The organism is Methanosarcinales archaeon Met12, assembly GCA_002813105.2.
GTDB lineage: Archaea > Halobacteriota > UBA148 > UBA148 > JAJOKI01 > JAJOKI01.
In genome coordinates, this window is sequence record CP017966.2 from 753,657 (window position 1) to 772,398 (window position 18,742).

Sequence of the window (18,742 nt, forward strand, 5' to 3'; positions counted from 1 at the left end):
GATGAACAGAATTGCCATAACAGGTCCGCCAAGAATTGGAAAGACCACGATATGTAGGAGAGTCATAGATTCTCTGGGCTGCAGAGTCGGAGGAATGAGCACTTCAGAAATCAGAGACGGCGATAGAATTGGATTTCAGATTATGGATTTGATGACTGGCATGGTTGGCACGCTTGCACATGTTCATGGAGCAGGTCCAAGGATTGGAAAATATCATGTCAACCTGGCAGATTTAGACAACATCGGCGCAAAGGCCATCGAATGCTCAATAGACGCAGAGCGGATTGTCATCGATGAGATAGGACCGATGGAATTGAAGTCCGAGAGATTTGTCAGAGCTGTGGAGATGGCGCTGAACTCAAACAAACCCATGCTGGTTACATTGCATCAGCGGTCAAGACATTCCCTTGCGGAGCGCATTAGGTCCGAGTTTGAGGTGAGGGAGATAACCAAGGAGAATAGGGACAGGATCGTCTACGAGATTACCGAAAAACTAAAAACATAAGTTTAAATATCACCCCTTCCTAATACATCTACGGTGTATGTTTTATGGTGAAAACTACTGTGATTCTAAAGGATGAAATACACGAGATATTGGTTGAGAGATTCGGAAGAAGAAAGATATCCGAAACCATCAACAAGATTCTCGAAAAGAACCTGTTCAGGACGAAAAAAAGCATGTTCGGCATCGACCCCTGGCTCACCACCGAAGGACTTAGAGATGAGGAGGAGCATGAAGGTCTTTGACTCCTTTGCATGGATAGAGTACTTTGCCGGCACTGAATGTGGAATGAAAGTAAAGAAAGTCATCGACGATGTGGAGATAATTTATACGCCTTCTGTCTGTCTTACTGAGTTCAAGGCGAAGTATCTAAGGGAGGGAAGAGATCCTAGTAAGAGGGTTAATTTTATGGAAAATAGAAGTGTCATCACACCGATCGACAAGGAGATTGCGTTAAAGGCTGCAGATATGAAGATTGAGTATAAATTGCATACTATCGATGCCTTGATATACGCAACGGCATCGGTCAAGAGAGGCAAGCTTATAACTGGAGATGCACACTTTAAGGATTTACCAAACACAATGATGATTTGAGTCCATGCAAACCGAGATAATTCAGGAAGGCAGCACAAAAATCATGGTCCCTATATTGGATAAAGAGGTGAACTATCCTCCATCCAGCGCATCAGTATTCTACAATCCAAAGATGGAATTGAACAGGGATATCAGCGTTGCATGTGTTGGGGCATTTGCCAGAAAGCAGGATACATATATAGACGTGCTCGGAGCTACGGGTATTATGGGCACGAGGATGGCGAATGAAGTCGGTTTTAAAAAAGTAGTAATAAACGACTGGAACCCCAGGGCATATGAATTGATCAAGAGAAATATCGAACAGAATCAGTTGAATGCCATGGCGCAGAATAAAAATGCGAACGTACTTCTATCTGAGTCTCATTTTGATATAGTAGACGTAGACCCGTTTGGCACTCCGATACCATTTTTAGATTCTGCCTGCCGTTCGGTGAAAAAAATGCTCTGCATAACTGCTACGGACACGGCACCTTTGTGTGGCGCCCACAAGGCATCAGGCATCCGAAAATATGGTGCCATCCCCCTCAAGACGGAATATCATCCAGAGATGGGCGTACGCATCCTTCTGAGTGCAATTGCCAGAAATCTGGCGAGATATGACAAATCGATGTCGCCTTTATTATCCTATGCCATGGAGCACTATGTTAGAGTTTATTTGGCTGTGGAAAAGGGCGCCGCAAAGTCAAATGAAATGATGAAGCAAGTGGGTTTTATATGCCATTGTTTTGGCTGCGGCTTTAGAAGTTGGAAGTATGGCTTAACGGTTTCCATGCCAGAAAAGTGTCCTTCTTGCGCTGAGCACATACCACTGGCAGGCCCTCTCTGGCTGGGGAACTTACACGACAAAAAATTTTGTGACATGGTTCTACGTGAACTTGAGCATAGGAAATTGGGCACACGACAAACAGCGATAAAACTCGTGCGATTGTGCGCTGAAGAACAGGAGATTCCCACTTTTTATGACCAACACGTGATGTGCAAAAAACTGAAAATCAATCCACCGCCGATAGGGTCGACGATATCTGCATTATGCGATGCTGGTTTTAAGGCATCGAGGACTCATTTTTCAGGCACGTCATTCAAGACGAATGCCCCGCTGGAGGAGATCGAAAGAATCCTTTGCAGATGATATATATCTCAGCACTCTCCTTCCTGGATGCCAGCGGGGTATATGGTTTTACAAAGCCGAAATATTTCCTGACATCATTAAAGAAGTCCGAGAACATGTCGCCTTGAAATACCTTCACCACAAAATTTCCACCAGGTTTGAGTATCTCTACGGCAATATTCAACGCAGAATTGGATAAGTCGATAGAGCGTGCATGGTCCAGACTCCAGTTGCCTGAGAGGTTTGGCGCCATATCAGAGATGACCACATCTGCGCCGCCTGTCTTCTCGATAATCCCCTTGATTTTTTCAATCATGGCAGGGTTGGTCACGTCTCCCCCGAGAGTTTCCACTCCTTCGAGGGGGGCGATTTTTTGGATATCGATGCCCAGGACAAAACCGCCAGATACCTCCTTTGCAACCTGGAGCCATCCCCCTGGAGCGGCACCAAGATCGACCACTGTAGCGCCCCTCTTGATTAGCTTGAACTTATCATTGATCTGCTGGAGTTTGTACGAAGCCCTGGATCGATATCCATCTCTTCTCGCTTTATGGTAAAAATGGTCTTTACGGCGCGGCATAGATTAAATAAGTGTAACTATGGTGATTTTAAGTTTATGGAGTTCATCATGCTCCGGTCGGGATTTGAACCCGAGTCTTCGGCTTTCTTCGCCCTTTTTGGTCAAGCTTTTTGCTTGCAAAAAGGTTGCTCGAAAGGCCGGAATGATTGGCCGGACTACACTACCGGAGCAAAGGTTTTGATATATTTTATCGGTGAACCTATGGGCCCGATGCGATTTGAACGCATGACCGCTCGGTGTCTCCCACCAACCTGCAAACAGGTTGATCATTTGACCCGTTTTCGCTCCGCTTCAACGAGTCGCGCCGTTCCAACCTGCAAACAGGTTGATCATTTGACCCGTTTTCGCTCTGCTTCAACGAGTCGCGCCGTTCCAACCTGCAAACAGGAGTCTCTACTTCGTAGAGACCCTCTCACTGCAGAGCGGTGAGCAGGTTGATCATATCTCTTTATGTTTGGTCCTACTGAGCGAGCATATGTGAGCGAATGTAGGACGTTTTTGTTCAAACTTTTTATTAAAAAGTTTGGTTATGAGCCGAGCGCTCTAACCAGACTAAGCTACGGGCCCGTGAGACCAAAATATATTCTTCCATCACTTAAACCTAAGCCAGTTCTATGTCGATTTTTCTAAACGAGCAAACATTCGCCTTATATATCTGGCTTTGGCGCTTTTGCCTGTTTTCCTGAGCAGCGCGCCATCTCGCACTTTGATCGTCATTATTTTGAAGTAATTTTTGTTGAAATGCTCGACGTTTCCGACCACAAACTCTCGCTCTCCTGGAACAGGCAGGTCGATTGGTTCGGTACGCTTACCGGATTGCAGAGATATTTTCACCACCACTTCGTCGACAACCTTTGCCCAAATCGTTTTGATCGACTCTGCATTAGCGCATCTGACTCTTTTATTCCCTGGCAACTCAATGGACGTGACCTGTACCACGCTTGGTTTATCGTCTTCATCGATTATGAACTCGTCACCGATCGTCACCTCGTTCTGACCTAATAGCTCTATCTTTTGTACTGCGGACGTATCGTGTTTTGATATGACAACCTTTATCGATATATTTTGAGGCGCTGATGGGGAGGCCATATGGGTGGTTTCACAAGCATCGCACTTAACCAAATCCTTCTTTAATATATGGTGGCTCACAGGATGTTCGGGCGAGCATGTTGGGCATATTACCTCTATCTGCATGAAATCACAATACATAAGGACAATTAGATACAAATAATTAGTTGTGGTCAAAGAGATCATTCATGCGTTAGGGCATCCGAGCATTACGGCTAGACATCGGACCACGTTTGAGATAACGAAGGATGTACATATTATGGGGGCGGGAGATTGTATCGTGGCGGTATCAGCGGACAAAGGCGCGAACGACCTTTCCATACGATTTAAACAGGCGGCAAGTCAACCAGATACTCGAATTGTAGTAGACTTTTTCGCGGGCGAGTTGCACGAACGAATAATCGGGCACGGACATCCAGACTTAACGTTCGAACATTCAGAAGACCTGGTCGGGCGAGTGAGCTCGTATACGTGTCCCAGAACGCTGATGGTCAATGCTGACAAATCAGCACTTCGGTTCGACCGAAATTTTGTAAGAGCGATTCAATTGAAAGACGTGGAGATAAGAATAGAACTAATCGCGATCAGACCGGGGCGACACTGACAGCTGATTCAATATAAATGCTATATCAGATTGGCCTTCGACGTGAATGCCGGGACTGGGGCGGCAATATGAATTTCAGGATGATCACGCTCGCTATCATGCAAACCGCTAACATGGAAACCAGCGTTTCCCACTCCCACCCCTGGAGCCTGCCATCGAGACCGTACCGAATTCCGCCAAATACAGCCGTAATTACAAATGTCGATGAAACTGCGATGACTCCCCCTCCAACCAGTGAAAGAGCCTGACCTGCCCCTCTTGTATCAAAGAATGCCGAGCCGAGTATGAAGGAGATGGCGCCAATCATCAACATGATGGCGGGATGAATTGGACTCTCAAACTCAACTATATATATGACTCCAAATACAATTCCAAGCATTACCAGTGCCACTACGACAGAAGCTATTAACGCCTCGATAAAGTAATTGACTTGAATTGGTATACCTCCTATAAATATACTAAATAACTATCATGATTTATAAGTGTCGCAGTCTACACAACAAATAAGCCTATATCCATTAGGATACAATCACTGTTACAACTAAATAGTTACTGTGGAGAAAGTGGAATGGCCAAGAGAAGGAAGATAAACGAGGTAACTAAGGATATAATGGGGCAGGTGATAAGGCACCGCTCTTCGAAGTGTCCCTATAAAGTAGTATGTGTGGCGTCAGGTGAGACCTGCATAGAAGACGTTCCCACTGCCATCTCGGCATTTAAACCGCCAGTTTGTTTCATAAGAAGGCAGAAAAAATGGTATGAGGAAGAGTGGGTAGATTTAAAAACGACATCCTGGGTGGAGGTTTTATCGCTTCAAAAGCCATTGCTGTTCGTTCTGTTCATAATATCTACTGTTGTGGCGTTCTTCCTCGCTACAGTCTTAATAGCATTTGGATGATGCATTAGTTTTGACAACGCCTCTTCTAAATTCTTTCCGATTGATAGTATGCCATGTTTTTCCATCGCTATGAGATTGCCATTTTGGAGGGCGATCAGAGCGTTCTGAGCCAGCTCCAGGGTGCCATATGGCGCATATGCAGCCAGCGGAAGACCCAATTCTTTCCGACGCGCCAACAGTGAATCGTCATGTACGTGTATGATGGCGCTGCATCCGAACTGTCGATAAATCAGATAGTGCAATGGCGTCTCTGAGCTCGGCTCCTTAGAACCGATGACATTGGCGATGTTCCTTTCAGAATCGTATGCCTTGAGTAGGACTATGTCCTCTTCTTTTAGGTCGCCCAAGGACGCTTCCCCGGCGGTTATCAAAATACCATCATCGACCTTCACGCTCAGGTTACCAGAGGAACTCTCTGTCAGATGCATTGACTTTAGTTTTCTGCCAACCTCAATGATATTACGTTTTTCCCGATGCGACACGCTCTTTCCAACGAAAACGGTCTCGAATTTGCGCCCCACATAGTTCTCACCAGAGACGATTGCAACTCCTGTGCTCGTCCCAATCCTTGTGGCCCCTGCCTTGACAAGTGCGACCGCATCTTCATATGTGCGGATCCCGCCCGATGCCTTTATTCCCATATCCTCACCTACGACCCTTCGCATTAATTTAACATCGCGAACGGTTGCCCCCCTAAAACCAAAGCCTGTGGAGGTCTTCACGAAATCAGCACCAGATTCTCTGGCAAGCTGGCAGGCCTTTATTTTCTCCTCGTCCGTCAAAAGTCCTGTTTCGATGATGACTTTTACTATCGCATCTCCTGCGGCATCCACAACCGTATTTATATCTTGTTTCACTGCTTCATAATCACCAGATTTCAATGCGCCGATGTTCATCACCATGTCCATCTCTTCTGCCCCATTCACAATCGCGTTTTTCGTCTCAAACGCCTTGACACTTGGGGCGGTTGCGCCCAGCGGGAAGCCTATCACTGTGCATACCTTGATACCAGTTCCTTTTAGCATGTCCGCCGCCAACTTAACATAGGCTGGATTGACGCAGACGGATGCGAAATGATATTTTTTCGCCTCGGCGCAAAGTCTTTTGATATCTTCAACTGTTGCATCAGGCTTTAAAAGGGTATGATCGATCATCCCTGCTAGTTTCTCTTTTGAGATGCTCATTTTATCCTCATATACAACCCAAGTGCGGGGGGCCGGATTTGAACCGACGAACTCCTGCGAGAATAGATCTTGAGTCTATCGCCGTTGGTCTTCAAGACAAGGTTATATCTCGGATTTGACCGTGCTTGGCTACCCCCGCAACATATTTGCAATTCTCCTATGTTAGTCGCTGAAGTTACTTATATTTTTAGCAACATCACTTAGTGTCTATACTCGATTATACTCGCATTTAGGGCAGTAGCTGCGTGGAGCGCCAGTCTTTATATCTATATCCAAGGGCTCTACCCGCAAGATGGCGCCACATTCAGGGCACAATCTTTCGCTTTTCCACTTGTCAGCATCTATTAACTTTTCTTCCTCTCCCATAATACCTTCCCCCCTTCTCCTCTTATAAGAGCCGTCGGAGGGATTTGAACCCTCGCTCTGCTGATTACGAATCAGCCGCTTTGCCGGACTAAGCCACGACGGCAATGTGGGAATGTTATATTGCCATATACAAACTTAAGAATTGCGTAATTGTCGGTCTATTTCAACTTGATAACTCATTTTACATATAAAATACGCTCGGCGTTCCATCTGTGACATTCAGGGGAACGTTTATGCTCGTTCAGATAGAGGGGTTACATAAGGTCGAAATAGCATGTCTAATGATAAATTGAAAATTCTTGTTGATGAAATGGATGATGGCATGGATGATAAACTTAGAAAAATAGGGTATGATGCCTTTAGTGTTAAAAAACTGAGGTCAGAAGGAAAAAAACTACACACCGATTACTCCATAATCAATTATGCTCGTGAAAATAGCATGATTTTAGTTACAAGGGATACAGAAAACGGAATGGCGTGTAAAGAAAATAATCTACCATACATCCTTCTTGATAATGATGAGATTTTCAAAATAGTTGTTGAAAAATTAAAACAGTTTTGATGAATTATGGATACAACAAAACCAATTAAGATACTCGAACATCCACGCAGATGTAGTATTGGCGGGGAGCATATGATTTCACCTTTTTCCTATTAAGAATCTCAATGTTCCTGCGGTGAAGCGCCGCGGCATTTCGGATTGCCTCAATGGCGCCATCAAACAACTCATCCTCGTGCCCGATGTCATAGTAATGAATCGTCCCTCCATGTTTTAACATAATAAGTGCTTCATTCAGGTATTCGTGTGCGCTATGTGGCAGGTTCATGATGATACGATCTGCGCGCCCTTTCAAGCATGCAGCCACATCGCGTACATCTCCTTGTATTGCCTCGACATTCGTCACTGAATTGAGATGTACGTTCTCTCGCAAAAACTTGATCGCATCCGGATTGATGTCGATGGCGATTACCTGTTTCGCGCGCTTGGCGATTAAAATCGAGAAGGAACCGACTCCGGCAAACATATCTATGGCCGTTTCATCGTGGCGTATCTGTTCGGCAATACGTGCCCGCTCCGTGGAGAGTCGCGGATTAAAATATGCGCGCTGGAGGTCCACTAAATATCGGCAACCATGCTCTTTGTAGGTGGTATTGGTCCTGGATTCACCTGCGATTACTCGAAATTTGCGGACTCGAAATTCGCCTGTTACTGGCGTGACCGCGCTTAAAACCGTCCTCACGTTCTTGTGCACGGCGAGGATCGCCCTGGCAATCTCCTCTGCGTTTCGACTCGCTTCAGTATCGAGTATTGCGATATCACCGATGACATCAAAAGCAGGCGCAAACCCCAAAATCTCCTCGAGCGTCCTGGGTTTTTTCATCTTTTTGAAATCTCCAGTCGTGATTTCCATGGTGGAAGGGACAAGCTCTTGGTTTTGCACTGGTATATACAAAAACCGCTCATCTGCTTTGATTTTAAGAGTCCGGTCTACAGCTCCAAGTTCGATCAACATTTTGCGAACCGATTCGCCACTTGATTTTATGACCTTGACACAAGGAGATATCACGATAAAGCCTCAGAGACAAATGGCGTTAACAAATAATATAAGCTCTGCCTATAAACTAGAAGCGGAGCGCATGTCTTGTGGCATTTTGTGCTCTTCCGCTCCCATCGAGATATACCGATACTCTCGCTGTGCCCTGGTCCCCCTCCGTTCCAGGATGCCCTCGCGATACATCCGGCCCAGGTAAGTAGATATTGTACTCAGGGGCATATGTCCATATGTGAGTCCATAGCGCTCTTTAACCTCGACTGATTTGAACCAGATATTTGGATATTCATACCTCAAAAAGAACTTCAATCGATCCTTTGCCGTCAGCGCCTCGTTGATAAGGTCACGTGCAGGTCCTTGAGAGGGCGAGCGTGACGAAGGTCTGGGTGTAGGTTGGAAATCAAGAGCTTCGATCAATTGGATTAGGCGCTCTTTCGCGAAATCGCCCTCGAAGGTCACGTTGGTTTTTACACCTTCGTCATCCACTATCTCCAAACTTACCTTCATCATGCCGCCTCCCAGTTGGCTAGGTGCCCCATCCCCTCCAGATTCCCTCTAAGATGGTGTGTTCAATTTCGTGTGAAACACTGTTGTGAACAACATGTGAATAATAGTTAACAACTACTATATAAACTTTCAGTCGAAATGAAGGGTGAAGATGAGTAGATGACCAATTCTATACTAAAAATGCCCATCTTTAACGTTAAAAGCCGCTATAACTGCTTATTTTTTGATTCACATCACCCCAATTGTGTGATTAATGTGAATACTTTTCTGAGTGAGTGTCTCCTTTTTCCATGGGAAACGAGGGGGTTGCCTTTTTTGTCTTTAATACTGTTGTTCACATAGTTTAAGTAATCATACGTCCATAAAAAGGTTATTAGCAAAAAAATCGAGATATTATGCGCGCTCATTAACAAATGTGGTGAACAAGTGAAATGCCTATAACATTTGTCGGTATAGGATTGTATGATGAAGCGGATATAACCCTAAAGGGCCTTGAAGCCATCAAGAACGCAGACCTCGTCCTGGCGGAGTTCTACACATCCAAACTGATGGGAACTACTCTGGACAAGATGGAGCGACTGTATGGGAAAAAGATACATCTTCTCAGCCGAAGAGATGTCGAGGAGGGCGCGGATGATATATTGTCCAATGTGAAAAATCAAAACGTGGTCTTCTTGACGGGCGGAGATTCGATGATATCTACCACTCATATAGACCTGAGGCTTAGAGCGATGGAGCAGGGAATCCAAACGCGAGTCATTCATGGACCGTCGATATATTCTGCAGTATGTGGACTGACAGGGCTACAAAATTATCGGTTCGGCAAATCAGCCACTATTGCGTTCCCGTACAAGAGGCACGTATCGGAATACCCTTACGATACGATTAAAGTCAATAAAGAACATAATTTACATACATTGTTATTCCTGGATATTGCGGAAAGATATATGACGATAAACCAGGCGATCGAACTGCTCTTCAGGATTGAAAGGCGCAGAAAAGAAGATGTCCTAAAAGGCGTTGCAGTAGGGGTTGCGAGGGCCGGCTCGGAAAGTCCAGTGGTTAAAGCGGATTACATAGAGCACCTGCAAAAATATGACTTTGGGCTCCCCCTCCATACCCTGGTGATTGTAGGGGGTTTGCATTTCATTGAAGCGGAAGCGCTCATAAAGCTTGCCGACGCACCTAACGAGATAGAGAAGGAGATATTATAGAGAGTATAGAGAGAACCTGTTAGGAGAAATGATGGCCAGAAATTCGATTGGAGTGGTATTTGGAGAAACGGGCTCGCTTGAGTTCAAATTCGCCGTCGCAGACAGTCAGGCAGTAAAAAGGTCAGACTACGTGAAGGTATGGCATGAATCCGATGGATGGGTGCTTGCGCAGATAGTATCCATCACCAAATCCAGCGATGCATATTCTCTAAATGGTGCGATAAGCGCCACAGATGGTGCAAAAATCTATGACACGGATGAAAAGATAGTCGCAAAGGCGAACGTGATCGGGTCGAGGGATCGGCAGGGATTGCTTCGTTCCCCCAAAACGCCCTTCAGTCCAGGAGATAACGTGTACGAGGCGGACAAGGAGATGATAGGGTCGGTGCTTGGCATCGGACATGATGGTGCATATATTGGTTTGTTAGAAGGATGTGACGTGGCAGTCTATCTCGATGTAGACAAATTGGTGCGAACCCATTGCAGTATTTTAGCCAGGACCGGTAGCGGAAAGTCATATACCACGGGAGTCATAATTGAGGAGTTGTTAGAGCATGATGTGCCGCTTTTGATTATAGACCCACATGGTGAATATGTCTCCCTGAAATATTTGAACAGTGATAGGAAACAACAAAGTCTAATGGCAAGGTTTGGCATCAATCCACGAGGATATGGCTCACAGGTGACAGTATACACGCCTGCGAGTCTTACATTGAATCCAGATGCAGATAAAGTGTTTCGATTGGATGAAATTAACCTGAGCGCCATGGATTTGGCACAGATGCTTCCCGGCGATTTGACCAATACTCAAATGGGTGTCCTATATCAAGCCATCAATAAGGCGAAAGATAAAAAGGAGCTATACACAATCGACGACATTATAGGTGCAATCGCCAATAGCAAGAGTGGGGCAAAATGGGGCGTAATCAGTGCGCTGGAGGCGCTCCGTGAAACTGCTATACTATCAAGCAATCCTACGACGATAGATGAATTGATACAAAAAGGTTCTGCTTCGGTGATAGATATGAAGGGCGTGGTGCCAGAATTGCAGGGCATCATCGTAGCTCGTCTCTGTATGGACTTGTTTGAAGAGAGAAAAAGAGGCAAGATCCCGCCCGCCATGCTCATCGTTGAAGAGGCACACAGATTCTGTCCAGAAAGAGGGTATAGCAAAGCAGCATCAACTGACATTCTTCGGACGATAGCATCAGAGGGACGAAAATTCGGCCTGGGGTTGCTGGTAGTGTCTCAACGACCTGCACGGATCGATAAGAACGTCCTGTCTCAGTGTAACACGCAGATTATCATGAAGGTGACAAATCCCAATGACCTGCGGGCGATTGGCAAAAGTATCGAGGGATTTAGCTCTGAACTGGAGGAAGAAGTGAAGAGGTTGCCGCCGGGAGTGGCGCTGTTGGTCAACAATGACATCGAACGCCCGGTCCTCGTAGATATACGGGTCAGAAAAAGTCAACATGGCAGCAGTGAATCGCCTGGAATTATAGGCGCCACTCACAGAGGTTCAACCTGTGATACCGAGAAAAAGAGTGCCAATGATACCTTCTTCAGAAAGGTGTTCGGGGGCGAAAATAGATAAGATGGCGGCAGAACTCGAAGAAAAAGTGCATCGGTATAAGGAGTTATTGGAAAGGGCGCTGGGAGACGTTGAGATAAAATCACCGGAACACCTGCAAAAAGTTGCTGAGTATTATTTGACGATGGCGCGCTCATATTATGAAGATGGTATTCACTTCCAGGAAAAAAACGACTTGGTCAATGCACTGGCTTGTTTTAGTTATGGTCATGCATGGCTGGATGCAGGCGTAAGGCTAGAGGTATTTGTTGTAGGGAACAAGGCATTGTTCACGGTTTAGAGAGGATGGATATGGGCGCAATGAAAACGATTTCGATCGTTGGACACACGGCTTTGGATTATATTTTTGACATCCCTGCATTCCCATCTGCCAATTCATCTGCCTGCATCAAAGACTATGAACAATTTTACGGAGGAGGGGCGGCAAATACTGCCGCAGCCATTGCAAAATTGGGTGGAGACTGCGAGCTTATCTCTCCAGTTGGTGCGGACTTTATCGATTTGAATTACGAGACCCACCTACGGAATATGGGGGTGAAGCTGGGCCGTCTGATTAGATTTGAGGATGAGAAGACCGCCAAAGCTTATATTTTCAATGATGATGAACACAATCAAATCACATATTTTTATTGGGGCGCATCCAGTCGTTTTCCAGAGTTAGAGGTGCCTGAGGTTCAGATGGTGCATCTTGCCACTGCCTGCCCGAAATTCAACGTCAGAATGTCTCAAGCCGCTGATTTCGTTTCGTTTGACCCAGGGCAGGATTTAATGAAGTATTCAAAAGAGGACCTGTTGTCCATATTTAGCAGGACCAACATCTTATTTGCGAACAGGCATGAGATTCAGCGCATATGCGAAATGACAGACCAGTCGTTTTCAGAACTCAGAGATGATATCAAGACCATAGTGGTCACCTATGATGTAGATGGCAGCAAGATTTATGAAGACGATGCGATCGACATTCCTGCGGTAAAAGCGAGTCCAGTTGACCCGACGGGCGCTGGTGACGGCTATAAGGCGGGATTTTTGGTAGGGGTGTTGAAGGATTGTGATTTGGAGGTGTGCGGTAAAATTGGGGCGACGGCGGCATCGTTTATCGTAGAAAAGTGCGGGTGTCAAACCAATTTACCAACATGGGAGCAAATGCGCAGGCGATATGTGGATGCGTTCGGGGATGAATTATGAAACTGGCAGCACTCATCTCCGGGGGAAAGGACTCGGCTTTTGCCTTGTATAAGACACTACAAGCAGGACACAATGTGACCTATCTGGTGACGATCAGGTCTGAAAATCCGCACTCATACATGTATCACACGGCAAACATACATCTTACTGAACTATTCGCGGAAGCAGTCGATATTCCGCTCATAACGGAGACGACGTCCGGTAAAAAAGAGAGTGAATTGAAGGATTTAGAGCGAGCATTGCGCCGCATAAAAGTGGATGGAGTTGTGGCTGGGTCGATAGAATCCGAATATCAGGCATCGCGGGTTGGTCGTGTCTGCGAGTCGCTCGGTCTCGAGATGTACACGCCCCTGTGGCACATGGACCCTGAAATGCTTCTCAGGGAGATGGTCGAGGTAATGGATATACGAATTGTCCACGTAGCAGCGCATGGATTGGACGAAGGCTGGCTGGGCCGAAAAATAGACCTAAGCACGATAGAAGAGTTGAAGAGATTAAAAGAACGATATGGCATACACATAGCAGGAGAGGGCGGAGAATATGAGACGCTGGTGGTGGATGCAACGTTCTTTGCGAAGAGCATCGAGTTGGTCAAAACCGAGCGGATATGGCATGGTGATTATGGGGCTCTGCGAATTCTGAAGGCAGTGCTGGTGGAGGGTTGAATAATATGGTAAAGGAAATGGATGAGCGAACTGCCGATCTTGCCAAGTACCTTTTTGAGGTGCCAAAGTGGACGCGCTCTCTTCCTTTTTTGCTGGTCTTTTCGATAATAGTGGGAATGGGTACCCTAAGGCCTGGTTATGGTTGGCTTGAGGGTGCCACCGCAGGTTTAATTTTAATAGGAATTCCTTCCGTGATATCTGCCCTGATAACTGCCCCGATGGCACGATGGTTTGGCGGGGCTATGACGCTCAACAGGTCTTCATTCCTATCTCTGGTGGGAGCCATCATTATCGGTGTTTTTTCTGGCGCCGGTGCACTTTTTTCGGTGTTGTTTAACTTTCCCGTGACGTTCAGCGCATATGTAATGGCGCTGGGCGTTGTTTTTGCGACTAGGATGTTAATACTGCTCGCGGTTTCAAATAACAGTGTTGGAAAAATGATCATTCCTGCTTCACTTCAAACCCTTTTGGGAGGAACATTTCTTTTGCTCTATACCCAACGTCCAGAATATTATATAAATCTAACAGCAGGGGGCATCATATTCGTCTTCGCATGCCATCTATTCGTACGATATGTCGATGCCCCAATAAAAAAGTCATTTGGTGTGAGTGGGCTTGATTTCATCAAGAGTTATATCTCCCATGCGACTGATGGCTCCTCTGAGATGGAGGAATTCTTCAAAAAGATAGGGGAGGCGGTAGACATTCCCGTCACTGCCCTGAATTTTAGAACGGACACTAAAAACAAAGCGATGTTCGTAATACCGATGGTTCACCCTGGACCGATGGGAGAGATCGGAGGGGGGAACTTGCCAGCGAGGGTGGCAGAAAGTTTTGACGGGCTGGTTTTTGTCCCACACGGCACGGCATATCATGATTTTAATCTGGTTTCTGCCAGCGAGATACTCAAAATCATATCTGCCACAGAGAGGGCGCTAAGTCGTATGAAATACGTAAAATATGGGACCAAGTCGACCCGTAAAAAAAGAAATGACACGTGTATTCTGGGTCAACGATTTGGGGACTCCGTACTGCTGACGGTGACGCATTCGCCAGTACCTGCGGATGATATCGAGTTCGCAGTCGGGCTAACTGCCATGGCAGAGGCACGCGTTAAAGGAGCTATGTATGCTGCGCTCATAGATGCACATAACTGCGGTTATGGGAGTTCTAAGGTGATAACGCCGGGAAGCCGAACTTCTTATGATATCATCAAAGCCTCATCGGATGCGACAGAAGAGTTGCTGTCTCACCAGAGCGGCGAGATCAGGGTTGGAGTATCCAAGAGGGACGCGATGTACTCGCGGGAAGATGGAATGGGACCTCTCGGCATCAGGGTTGCCGTTATTGAAGTTTTTGGACAGCGTACCGCATACGTACTGATTGATGGAAATAACATGGTCATGGGCTTGAGAGAGGCAATCATCGAGACGCTGCCCGTTGACGAGGCAGAGGTGATGACCACCGACTCCCATGTCGTGAACATCACATCCAGCCGAAATTTTATCGGTATGAAAATAGACCACGATGAATTGATCGACATAGTCCGAGAGATTGTCAATGAGGCAGTGGTGGATTTAGAGCCTGTAGAGGTTGGAATGACTACCGAATTTGCAGAGGATGTCATAATTTTCGGCTCATATAGGACCGCACAACTGGCGAGCACGATCAACGCAATAATGGCAATGGGCGGAGCATTTGCTATCTCGATTATACTCTTAGCGCTTGCCCTCGCCGTGGTCGTGTTTACGATGACGGGGTGAAAGCGGACCCGGAGGGATTTGAACCCTCGACCCCCGGCTATCTTCCACCAACCTTCAAAAAGGAGTCTCTACTTCGTAGAGACCCTCTCACTGCGGAGCAGTGAGCAGGTTGATCATTTGACCCGTTTCCGCTTTCGCTTCAACGGGTCGATCCGTTCCAACTGCAAAAGGTTGATCATTTGACCCGTTTCCGCTTCATTCGATAGGTCATAATTGTATCAGTGGTCCTACTGAGCCCGAAGGGCGAACGTAGGACATTTTTGATCAAACTTTACCTCTGCTACGCAGAGTGAAGTTGTTTCTGCAAAGCAGGAACCAACTTTTTAAGTAAAAAGTTTGGGTTAGAAGGCCGGCGCTCTATCCAGACTAAGCCACGAGTCCAGCAAAAAGAAATATCGGTTTATATATAAGAACTTTTGGACGATACGTTCAGGTTGAGTTATGGCACGATGAAAGAGGTGACCGTATGCGAAAGTGGTCACTCTATATAGATCGCAGGTCTGCCTGGAATCGCCAATTTTCTCTTATTCTGGGGGTCGTAATCTGGATTCACCTCGAGTCTCATGCCAATTTCTCCCTCGATGAACTCCCTATCATCCTGCAGGATGCCATTTTCATCTATCTTTTCCACGGAAATCCTTTCAGAGGTCACCTTCTGAACAAACGCTGAAACTTCTTTGCCTCTTTTCCTCAGCTCCGAGTCTTGCATCACATTCCTCATCGCATCTCTCATATCCTTGCCCGTTATAAGTTCCATAACTCTCCATTTCCAGTCCTCGGCAGTATAGATATGGGCAGTTTTCGCCTCCCTTATCCTGGCGACCGCGAATATTTCCTGAACATCTGCAATCACGTCTTTGATAAACTCCTCTGCTCTTTCGATTTTTTCATCGATTAAGGTCTCATCGTATTGAGGCCATTCTGTCAGCGAAATGAAGTCTTTTTTGCCCAGTTTTTCCCATATTTCTTCGCAGATGTGGGGCACAAACGGAGCCATCATTTTAGTCTGAACTTCGATGAATTGATTCATCAAATCCCTGTTGTACTTACGGGTTCTTCGGGTATACCATTTCAAGTGCCTCTGCAGGTCGAAGTACCCTTTTTGAAGCGATGTTCTGAACTTCGTATGGTCCATCGCCTCGCCGGTCGCCTTGATTGTTTTATGGAGTATTGATTGGAACCATCTATCGATATGGCGGGTTGTAAATGTTGAATTTCCGAAGGAAATACAACTCTCACAGTTCTCCGAACTGTGACACTCAGCAGACTCATAGTTTCCTATCGCAAAATCATGCCACTGCTTTAACTTCGGGCCAATGGATTTGGCAAACTCCGTATCCCAGTTGGGGTCATCCAGACCCTCCCCCCCATACATCAGCGTTATTCTGGTCGCGTCTGCACCATATTTGGCATAGATTTGGCGCAATGTGTAAAAGTTGCCCTTCGATTTGCTCATTTTTTCTCCATCTATCTGGATGAATCCATTAACGCCGATCCCAGATGGCCAGTATTTTTTTGGAAATATGGCGACATGATTATATAGACAAAAAGTGAGATGATTCTGAATCAGGTCCTTCCCAGAATTTCTGAAGTCAAATGGATACCAGTATTCGAATTCGGTCCGCATCTGCTTTAGTAAAGCAGGAGATACATCTGTCTCTCTTACAACTTCTTCCAAATCCCCTCTCCCAAGGAATATATACTCGAAAAAATTATCCGTCAGCTTCTCCGCCCTAATACTATATCTTTCATTCTCCAGGTAGTGGGCGATGGTGTAGTATGCCATGTAGATCGTCGAATCCGAAAGGGACTCGATAACCCATCTTTCATCCCATGGAAGCTGGGTGCCCAGACCGAATTCTCTGGCGCATGCCCAGTCTTTCAGCCAGTCGATGACATATTCAAATTGCCCTCGAACTTTTTCTGGGTACAGGGTTACACCATTTAGGGCATCATGTACTTTTGCCTTCCATTTTATATCGGAGTAGTTCAAGAACCACTGGTCTGACACTATTTTTACAATGCATCTAGTCAGACATCGGCAGATAACCTCTTCAGATAGTTCATAGAATAGTATGGCTTTATTTTCTCGAATGAAGTCCCTGGCAAGAACCTCTTTTACCTCTGAAACCCTCAGTCCGGCATACTTTCCGGTGTTCTTATTTAGCACACCCGTATGGAATTCTTTTCTGTAGATGTCCTTTGTCGCCTCCTCTAATTTGGGGTCGTCCTGTCCTTTTATCTCCCTCTTTTCAACGATTTCAATGGCTGGATGCACCCCGAAATCCTGGACTTCGATCAACGACACCGGCTCTATATCCTTAATAAGATTGGGTGCCACTCCATGTTTTTTGGGGTAATTCTTGATATCTTTAAGAGCGACATAATCATATGGGGCATGCGATGGAACCGACATAACTATGCCCGTTCCCGTAGCTGGTTCGATGAAGTACGCCGGCAAAATCGGCACTTTTTTCCCTGTTACGGCATTCGTAGAACATCTTCCGATGAGCTCTCTGCCTTTAAGATTCCTGGTGACCTTTACGGCGTGCTTTTGCGCATCCATCTTCTCGATTGATTTTCTGGAGACTATCCAGACCTCATCATCTACCTTCATCTCGACATAGTCTGCATTAGGATTTACCCATATGTTCGTAACCCCAAAAGAGGTCTCTGGCCTGTAAGTCGCGGTTGGGAGCACCACTCCGTCCATGTAGAACTTGATTAAGAATACCTCCTCTGGAGATACGCCCTCTCCTTTCAACCTCGCATGATCTCCTGCAGTAGATTTGCACTTTGAACACCACACAACTGGATGCTCGCCTTTTGTGATGTACCTGCCTTTTTTCAATTTATTAAACTGCCATTTGATAAACGCATCATAATATGGGTTTGCGGACGTCGTTATGAACCTTCTGCGCCAATCTATGCTGGCACCTATTCTTTTCAAATCGTACATCGTTTCATCGGGAAAGAATGAAACCCAGTACATAGGGTCTGCGAATTTTGGTATTTCCTCTTCTTGAATGCCCATCTGTCTTAAAATCTCGATTTGTTTGGGCTCATTTTCAGCTATTCTCTGTGCAGCAGCGACGATGGGCGTGCCCGTACAGTGAAATGCAAAAGGGAAGAGGGCGTTATATCCGCGCATTCGTTTATACCGTGCAAATACTTCGGCCCTTATCAAAGAAAATGCGTGCCCTATGTGGAAGTAGCCATTCATGTAGGGATATGGGAAATTTACGAAGAATTTCTCCTTGTTTGTATCTACCTCTGCATCGAATATGCCTGCCTCTTCCCATCGTTTTTGCCACTTCTCGTCGATATTACCGTGATTCAAATGGATCCTCCGAAACA

The 18,742-nt window shown here is 46.0% G+C and carries 20 protein-coding genes, 5 tRNA genes and 1 pseudogene; 13 read left to right on the plus strand and 13 right to left on the minus strand.

The window, feature by feature from the left end; genetic code table 11:
* Position 1 precedes the first annotated feature (1 nt).
* Genes BME93_04815 through BME93_04830 form a run of 4 tightly spaced genes read left to right on the plus strand, consistent with a single transcriptional unit; the run spans position 2 to position 2,225 of the window.
* Complete coding sequence (locus BME93_04815) at positions 2 to 505, plus strand: NTPase (GenBank protein ATZ61399.2); 504 nt, start codon at positions 2 to 4, stop codon at positions 503 to 505.
* A 44-nt stretch (positions 506 to 549) separates the two neighbouring features.
* Positions 550 to 747: a hypothetical protein gene (locus tag BME93_04820; GenBank protein ATZ61400.2), complete on the plus strand. Its 198-nt coding sequence runs from the start codon at positions 550 to 552 to the stop codon at positions 745 to 747.
* Positions 734 to 1,096: a type II toxin-antitoxin system VapC family toxin gene (locus tag BME93_04825; protein ATZ61401.2), complete on the plus strand. Its 363-nt coding sequence runs from the start codon at positions 734 to 736 to the stop codon at positions 1,094 to 1,096. The genes BME93_04820 and BME93_04825 overlap by 14 nt, the downstream gene beginning before the upstream one ends.
* Before the next feature lie 4 nt (positions 1,097 to 1,100).
* Positions 1,101 to 2,225, plus strand: coding sequence for a tRNA (guanine(10)-N(2))-dimethyltransferase (locus tag BME93_04830; GenBank protein ATZ61402.2), 1,125 nt, complete (start codon positions 1,101 to 1,103; stop codon positions 2,223 to 2,225).
* On the opposite strand, the pseudogene BME93_04835 reads toward BME93_04830, so the two are convergent.
* The 4 genes and pseudogenes from BME93_04835 to BME93_04850 form a co-directional block, all read right to left on the minus strand.
* Positions 2,197 to 2,784: pseudogene (locus tag BME93_04835) on the minus strand (RlmE family RNA methyltransferase). The gene BME93_04830 and the pseudogene BME93_04835 overlap by 29 nt on opposite strands.
* A gap of 49 nt (positions 2,785 to 2,833) precedes the next feature.
* Positions 2,834 to 2,954: transfer RNA gene (locus BME93_04840), tRNA-Glu, on the minus strand.
* A 32-nt stretch (positions 2,955 to 2,986) separates the two neighbouring features.
* Positions 2,987 to 3,351: transfer RNA gene (locus tag BME93_04845), tRNA-Ile, on the minus strand.
* 45 nt (positions 3,352 to 3,396) lie between these two features.
* Positions 3,397 to 3,978: an HVO_0476 family zinc finger protein gene (locus BME93_04850; protein ATZ61814.2), complete on the minus strand. Its 582-nt coding sequence runs from the start codon at positions 3,976 to 3,978 to the stop codon at positions 3,397 to 3,399.
* Positions 3,979 to 4,021: 43 nt separating this feature from the next.
* On the opposite strand from BME93_04850, the gene BME93_04855 reads away from it, so the two are divergent.
* Positions 4,022 to 4,456, plus strand: coding sequence for a DUF371 domain-containing protein (locus tag BME93_04855; GenBank protein ATZ61404.2), 435 nt, complete (start codon positions 4,022 to 4,024; stop codon positions 4,454 to 4,456).
* 25 nt (positions 4,457 to 4,481) lie between these two features.
* Here the strand turns inward: BME93_04855 and BME93_04860 are convergent, their stop codons facing one another.
* The gene (locus BME93_04860) at positions 4,482 to 4,835 is read right to left on the minus strand and encodes a heat-shock protein (protein ID ATZ61405.2); all 354 of its coding nucleotides are present in this window, start codon (positions 4,833 to 4,835) and stop codon (positions 4,482 to 4,484) included.
* Positions 4,836 to 5,024: 189 nt separating this feature from the next.
* Between BME93_04860 and BME93_04865 the strand changes: the two genes are divergently transcribed.
* Positions 5,025 to 5,354: a hypothetical protein gene (locus BME93_04865; protein ATZ61406.2), complete on the plus strand. Its 330-nt coding sequence runs from the start codon at positions 5,025 to 5,027 to the stop codon at positions 5,352 to 5,354.
* Here BME93_04865 and deoC read toward each other — a convergent pair.
* The 4 genes from deoC to BME93_04885 form a co-directional block, all read right to left on the minus strand.
* Positions 5,270 to 6,538 (minus strand): deoxyribose-phosphate aldolase, encoded by a 1,269-nt coding sequence (gene deoC, locus BME93_04870; protein ATZ61407.2) that lies wholly within the window; start codon positions 6,536 to 6,538, stop codon positions 5,270 to 5,272. The genes BME93_04865 and deoC overlap by 85 nt on opposite strands.
* A 23-nt stretch (positions 6,539 to 6,561) precedes the next feature.
* Positions 6,562 to 6,677: transfer RNA gene (locus BME93_04875), tRNA-Leu, on the minus strand.
* Positions 6,678 to 6,745: 68 nt separating this feature from the next.
* Complete coding sequence (locus BME93_04880; protein ATZ61408.2) at positions 6,746 to 6,904, minus strand: hypothetical protein; 159 nt, start codon at positions 6,902 to 6,904, stop codon at positions 6,746 to 6,748.
* A 29-nt stretch (positions 6,905 to 6,933) separates the two neighbouring features.
* Positions 6,934 to 7,007: transfer RNA gene (locus BME93_04885), tRNA-Thr, on the minus strand.
* Between the two features lie 171 nt (positions 7,008 to 7,178).
* Here BME93_04885 and BME93_04890 point away from each other — a divergent pair.
* Positions 7,179 to 7,466: a DUF5615 family PIN-like protein gene (locus BME93_04890; protein ATZ61410.2), complete on the plus strand. Its 288-nt coding sequence runs from the start codon at positions 7,179 to 7,181 to the stop codon at positions 7,464 to 7,466.
* A 25-nt stretch (positions 7,467 to 7,491) separates the two neighbouring features.
* On the opposite strand, the gene BME93_04895 is transcribed toward BME93_04890, so the two are convergent.
* The gene (locus BME93_04895; GenBank protein ID ATZ61411.2) at positions 7,492 to 8,472 is read right to left on the minus strand and encodes a class I SAM-dependent methyltransferase family protein; all 981 of its coding nucleotides are present in this window, start codon (positions 8,470 to 8,472) and stop codon (positions 7,492 to 7,494) included.
* Positions 8,473 to 8,520: 48 nt separating this feature from the next.
* A complete protein-coding gene (locus BME93_04900) occupies positions 8,521 to 8,967 on the minus strand; it encodes a hypothetical protein (protein ID ATZ61412.2) in 447 nt (148 codons plus the stop codon).
* A 428-nt stretch (positions 8,968 to 9,395) separates the two neighbouring features.
* Between BME93_04900 and dph5 the strand changes: the two genes are divergently transcribed.
* The 6 genes from dph5 to BME93_04930 are packed head-to-tail and all read left to right on the plus strand — an operon-like array spanning position 9,396 to position 15,385.
* Positions 9,396 to 10,178, plus strand: a complete 783-nt coding sequence (gene dph5, locus BME93_04905; protein ID ATZ61413.2) for a diphthine synthase — start codon at positions 9,396 to 9,398, stop codon at positions 10,176 to 10,178.
* A 28-nt stretch (positions 10,179 to 10,206) separates the two neighbouring features.
* Complete coding sequence (locus tag BME93_04910; protein ID ATZ61414.2) at positions 10,207 to 11,775, plus strand: ATP-binding protein; 1,569 nt, start codon at positions 10,207 to 10,209, stop codon at positions 11,773 to 11,775.
* Between the two features lies 1 nt (position 11,776).
* Positions 11,777 to 12,052: a DUF357 domain-containing protein gene (locus tag BME93_04915; GenBank protein ATZ61415.2), complete on the plus strand. Its 276-nt coding sequence runs from the start codon at positions 11,777 to 11,779 to the stop codon at positions 12,050 to 12,052.
* Positions 12,053 to 12,057: 5 nt separating this feature from the next.
* Complete coding sequence (locus BME93_04920; protein ID ATZ61416.2) at positions 12,058 to 12,957, plus strand: carbohydrate kinase family protein; 900 nt, start codon at positions 12,058 to 12,060, stop codon at positions 12,955 to 12,957.
* A complete protein-coding gene (locus BME93_04925) occupies positions 12,954 to 13,622 on the plus strand; it encodes a TIGR00289 family protein (GenBank protein ATZ61417.2) in 669 nt (222 codons plus the stop codon). The genes BME93_04920 and BME93_04925 overlap by 4 nt, the downstream gene beginning before the upstream one ends.
* Before the next feature lie 5 nt (positions 13,623 to 13,627).
* Positions 13,628 to 15,385 carry a DUF2070 family protein gene (locus BME93_04930; protein ATZ61418.2) on the plus strand — a complete coding sequence of 586 codons (1,758 nt, stop codon included), beginning with the start codon at positions 13,628 to 13,630 and terminating at the stop codon, positions 15,383 to 15,385.
* A gap of 3 nt (positions 15,386 to 15,388) precedes the next feature.
* Here the strand turns inward: BME93_04930 and BME93_04935 are convergent.
* A tRNA-Arg gene (locus tag BME93_04935) sits at positions 15,389 to 15,766 on the minus strand.
* A 97-nt stretch (positions 15,767 to 15,863) separates the two neighbouring features.
* Positions 15,864 to 18,725, minus strand: coding sequence for a leucine--tRNA ligase (leuS, locus tag BME93_04940; protein ID ATZ61420.2), 2,862 nt, complete (start codon positions 18,723 to 18,725; stop codon positions 15,864 to 15,866).
* Positions 18,726 to 18,742 lie beyond the last annotated feature (17 nt).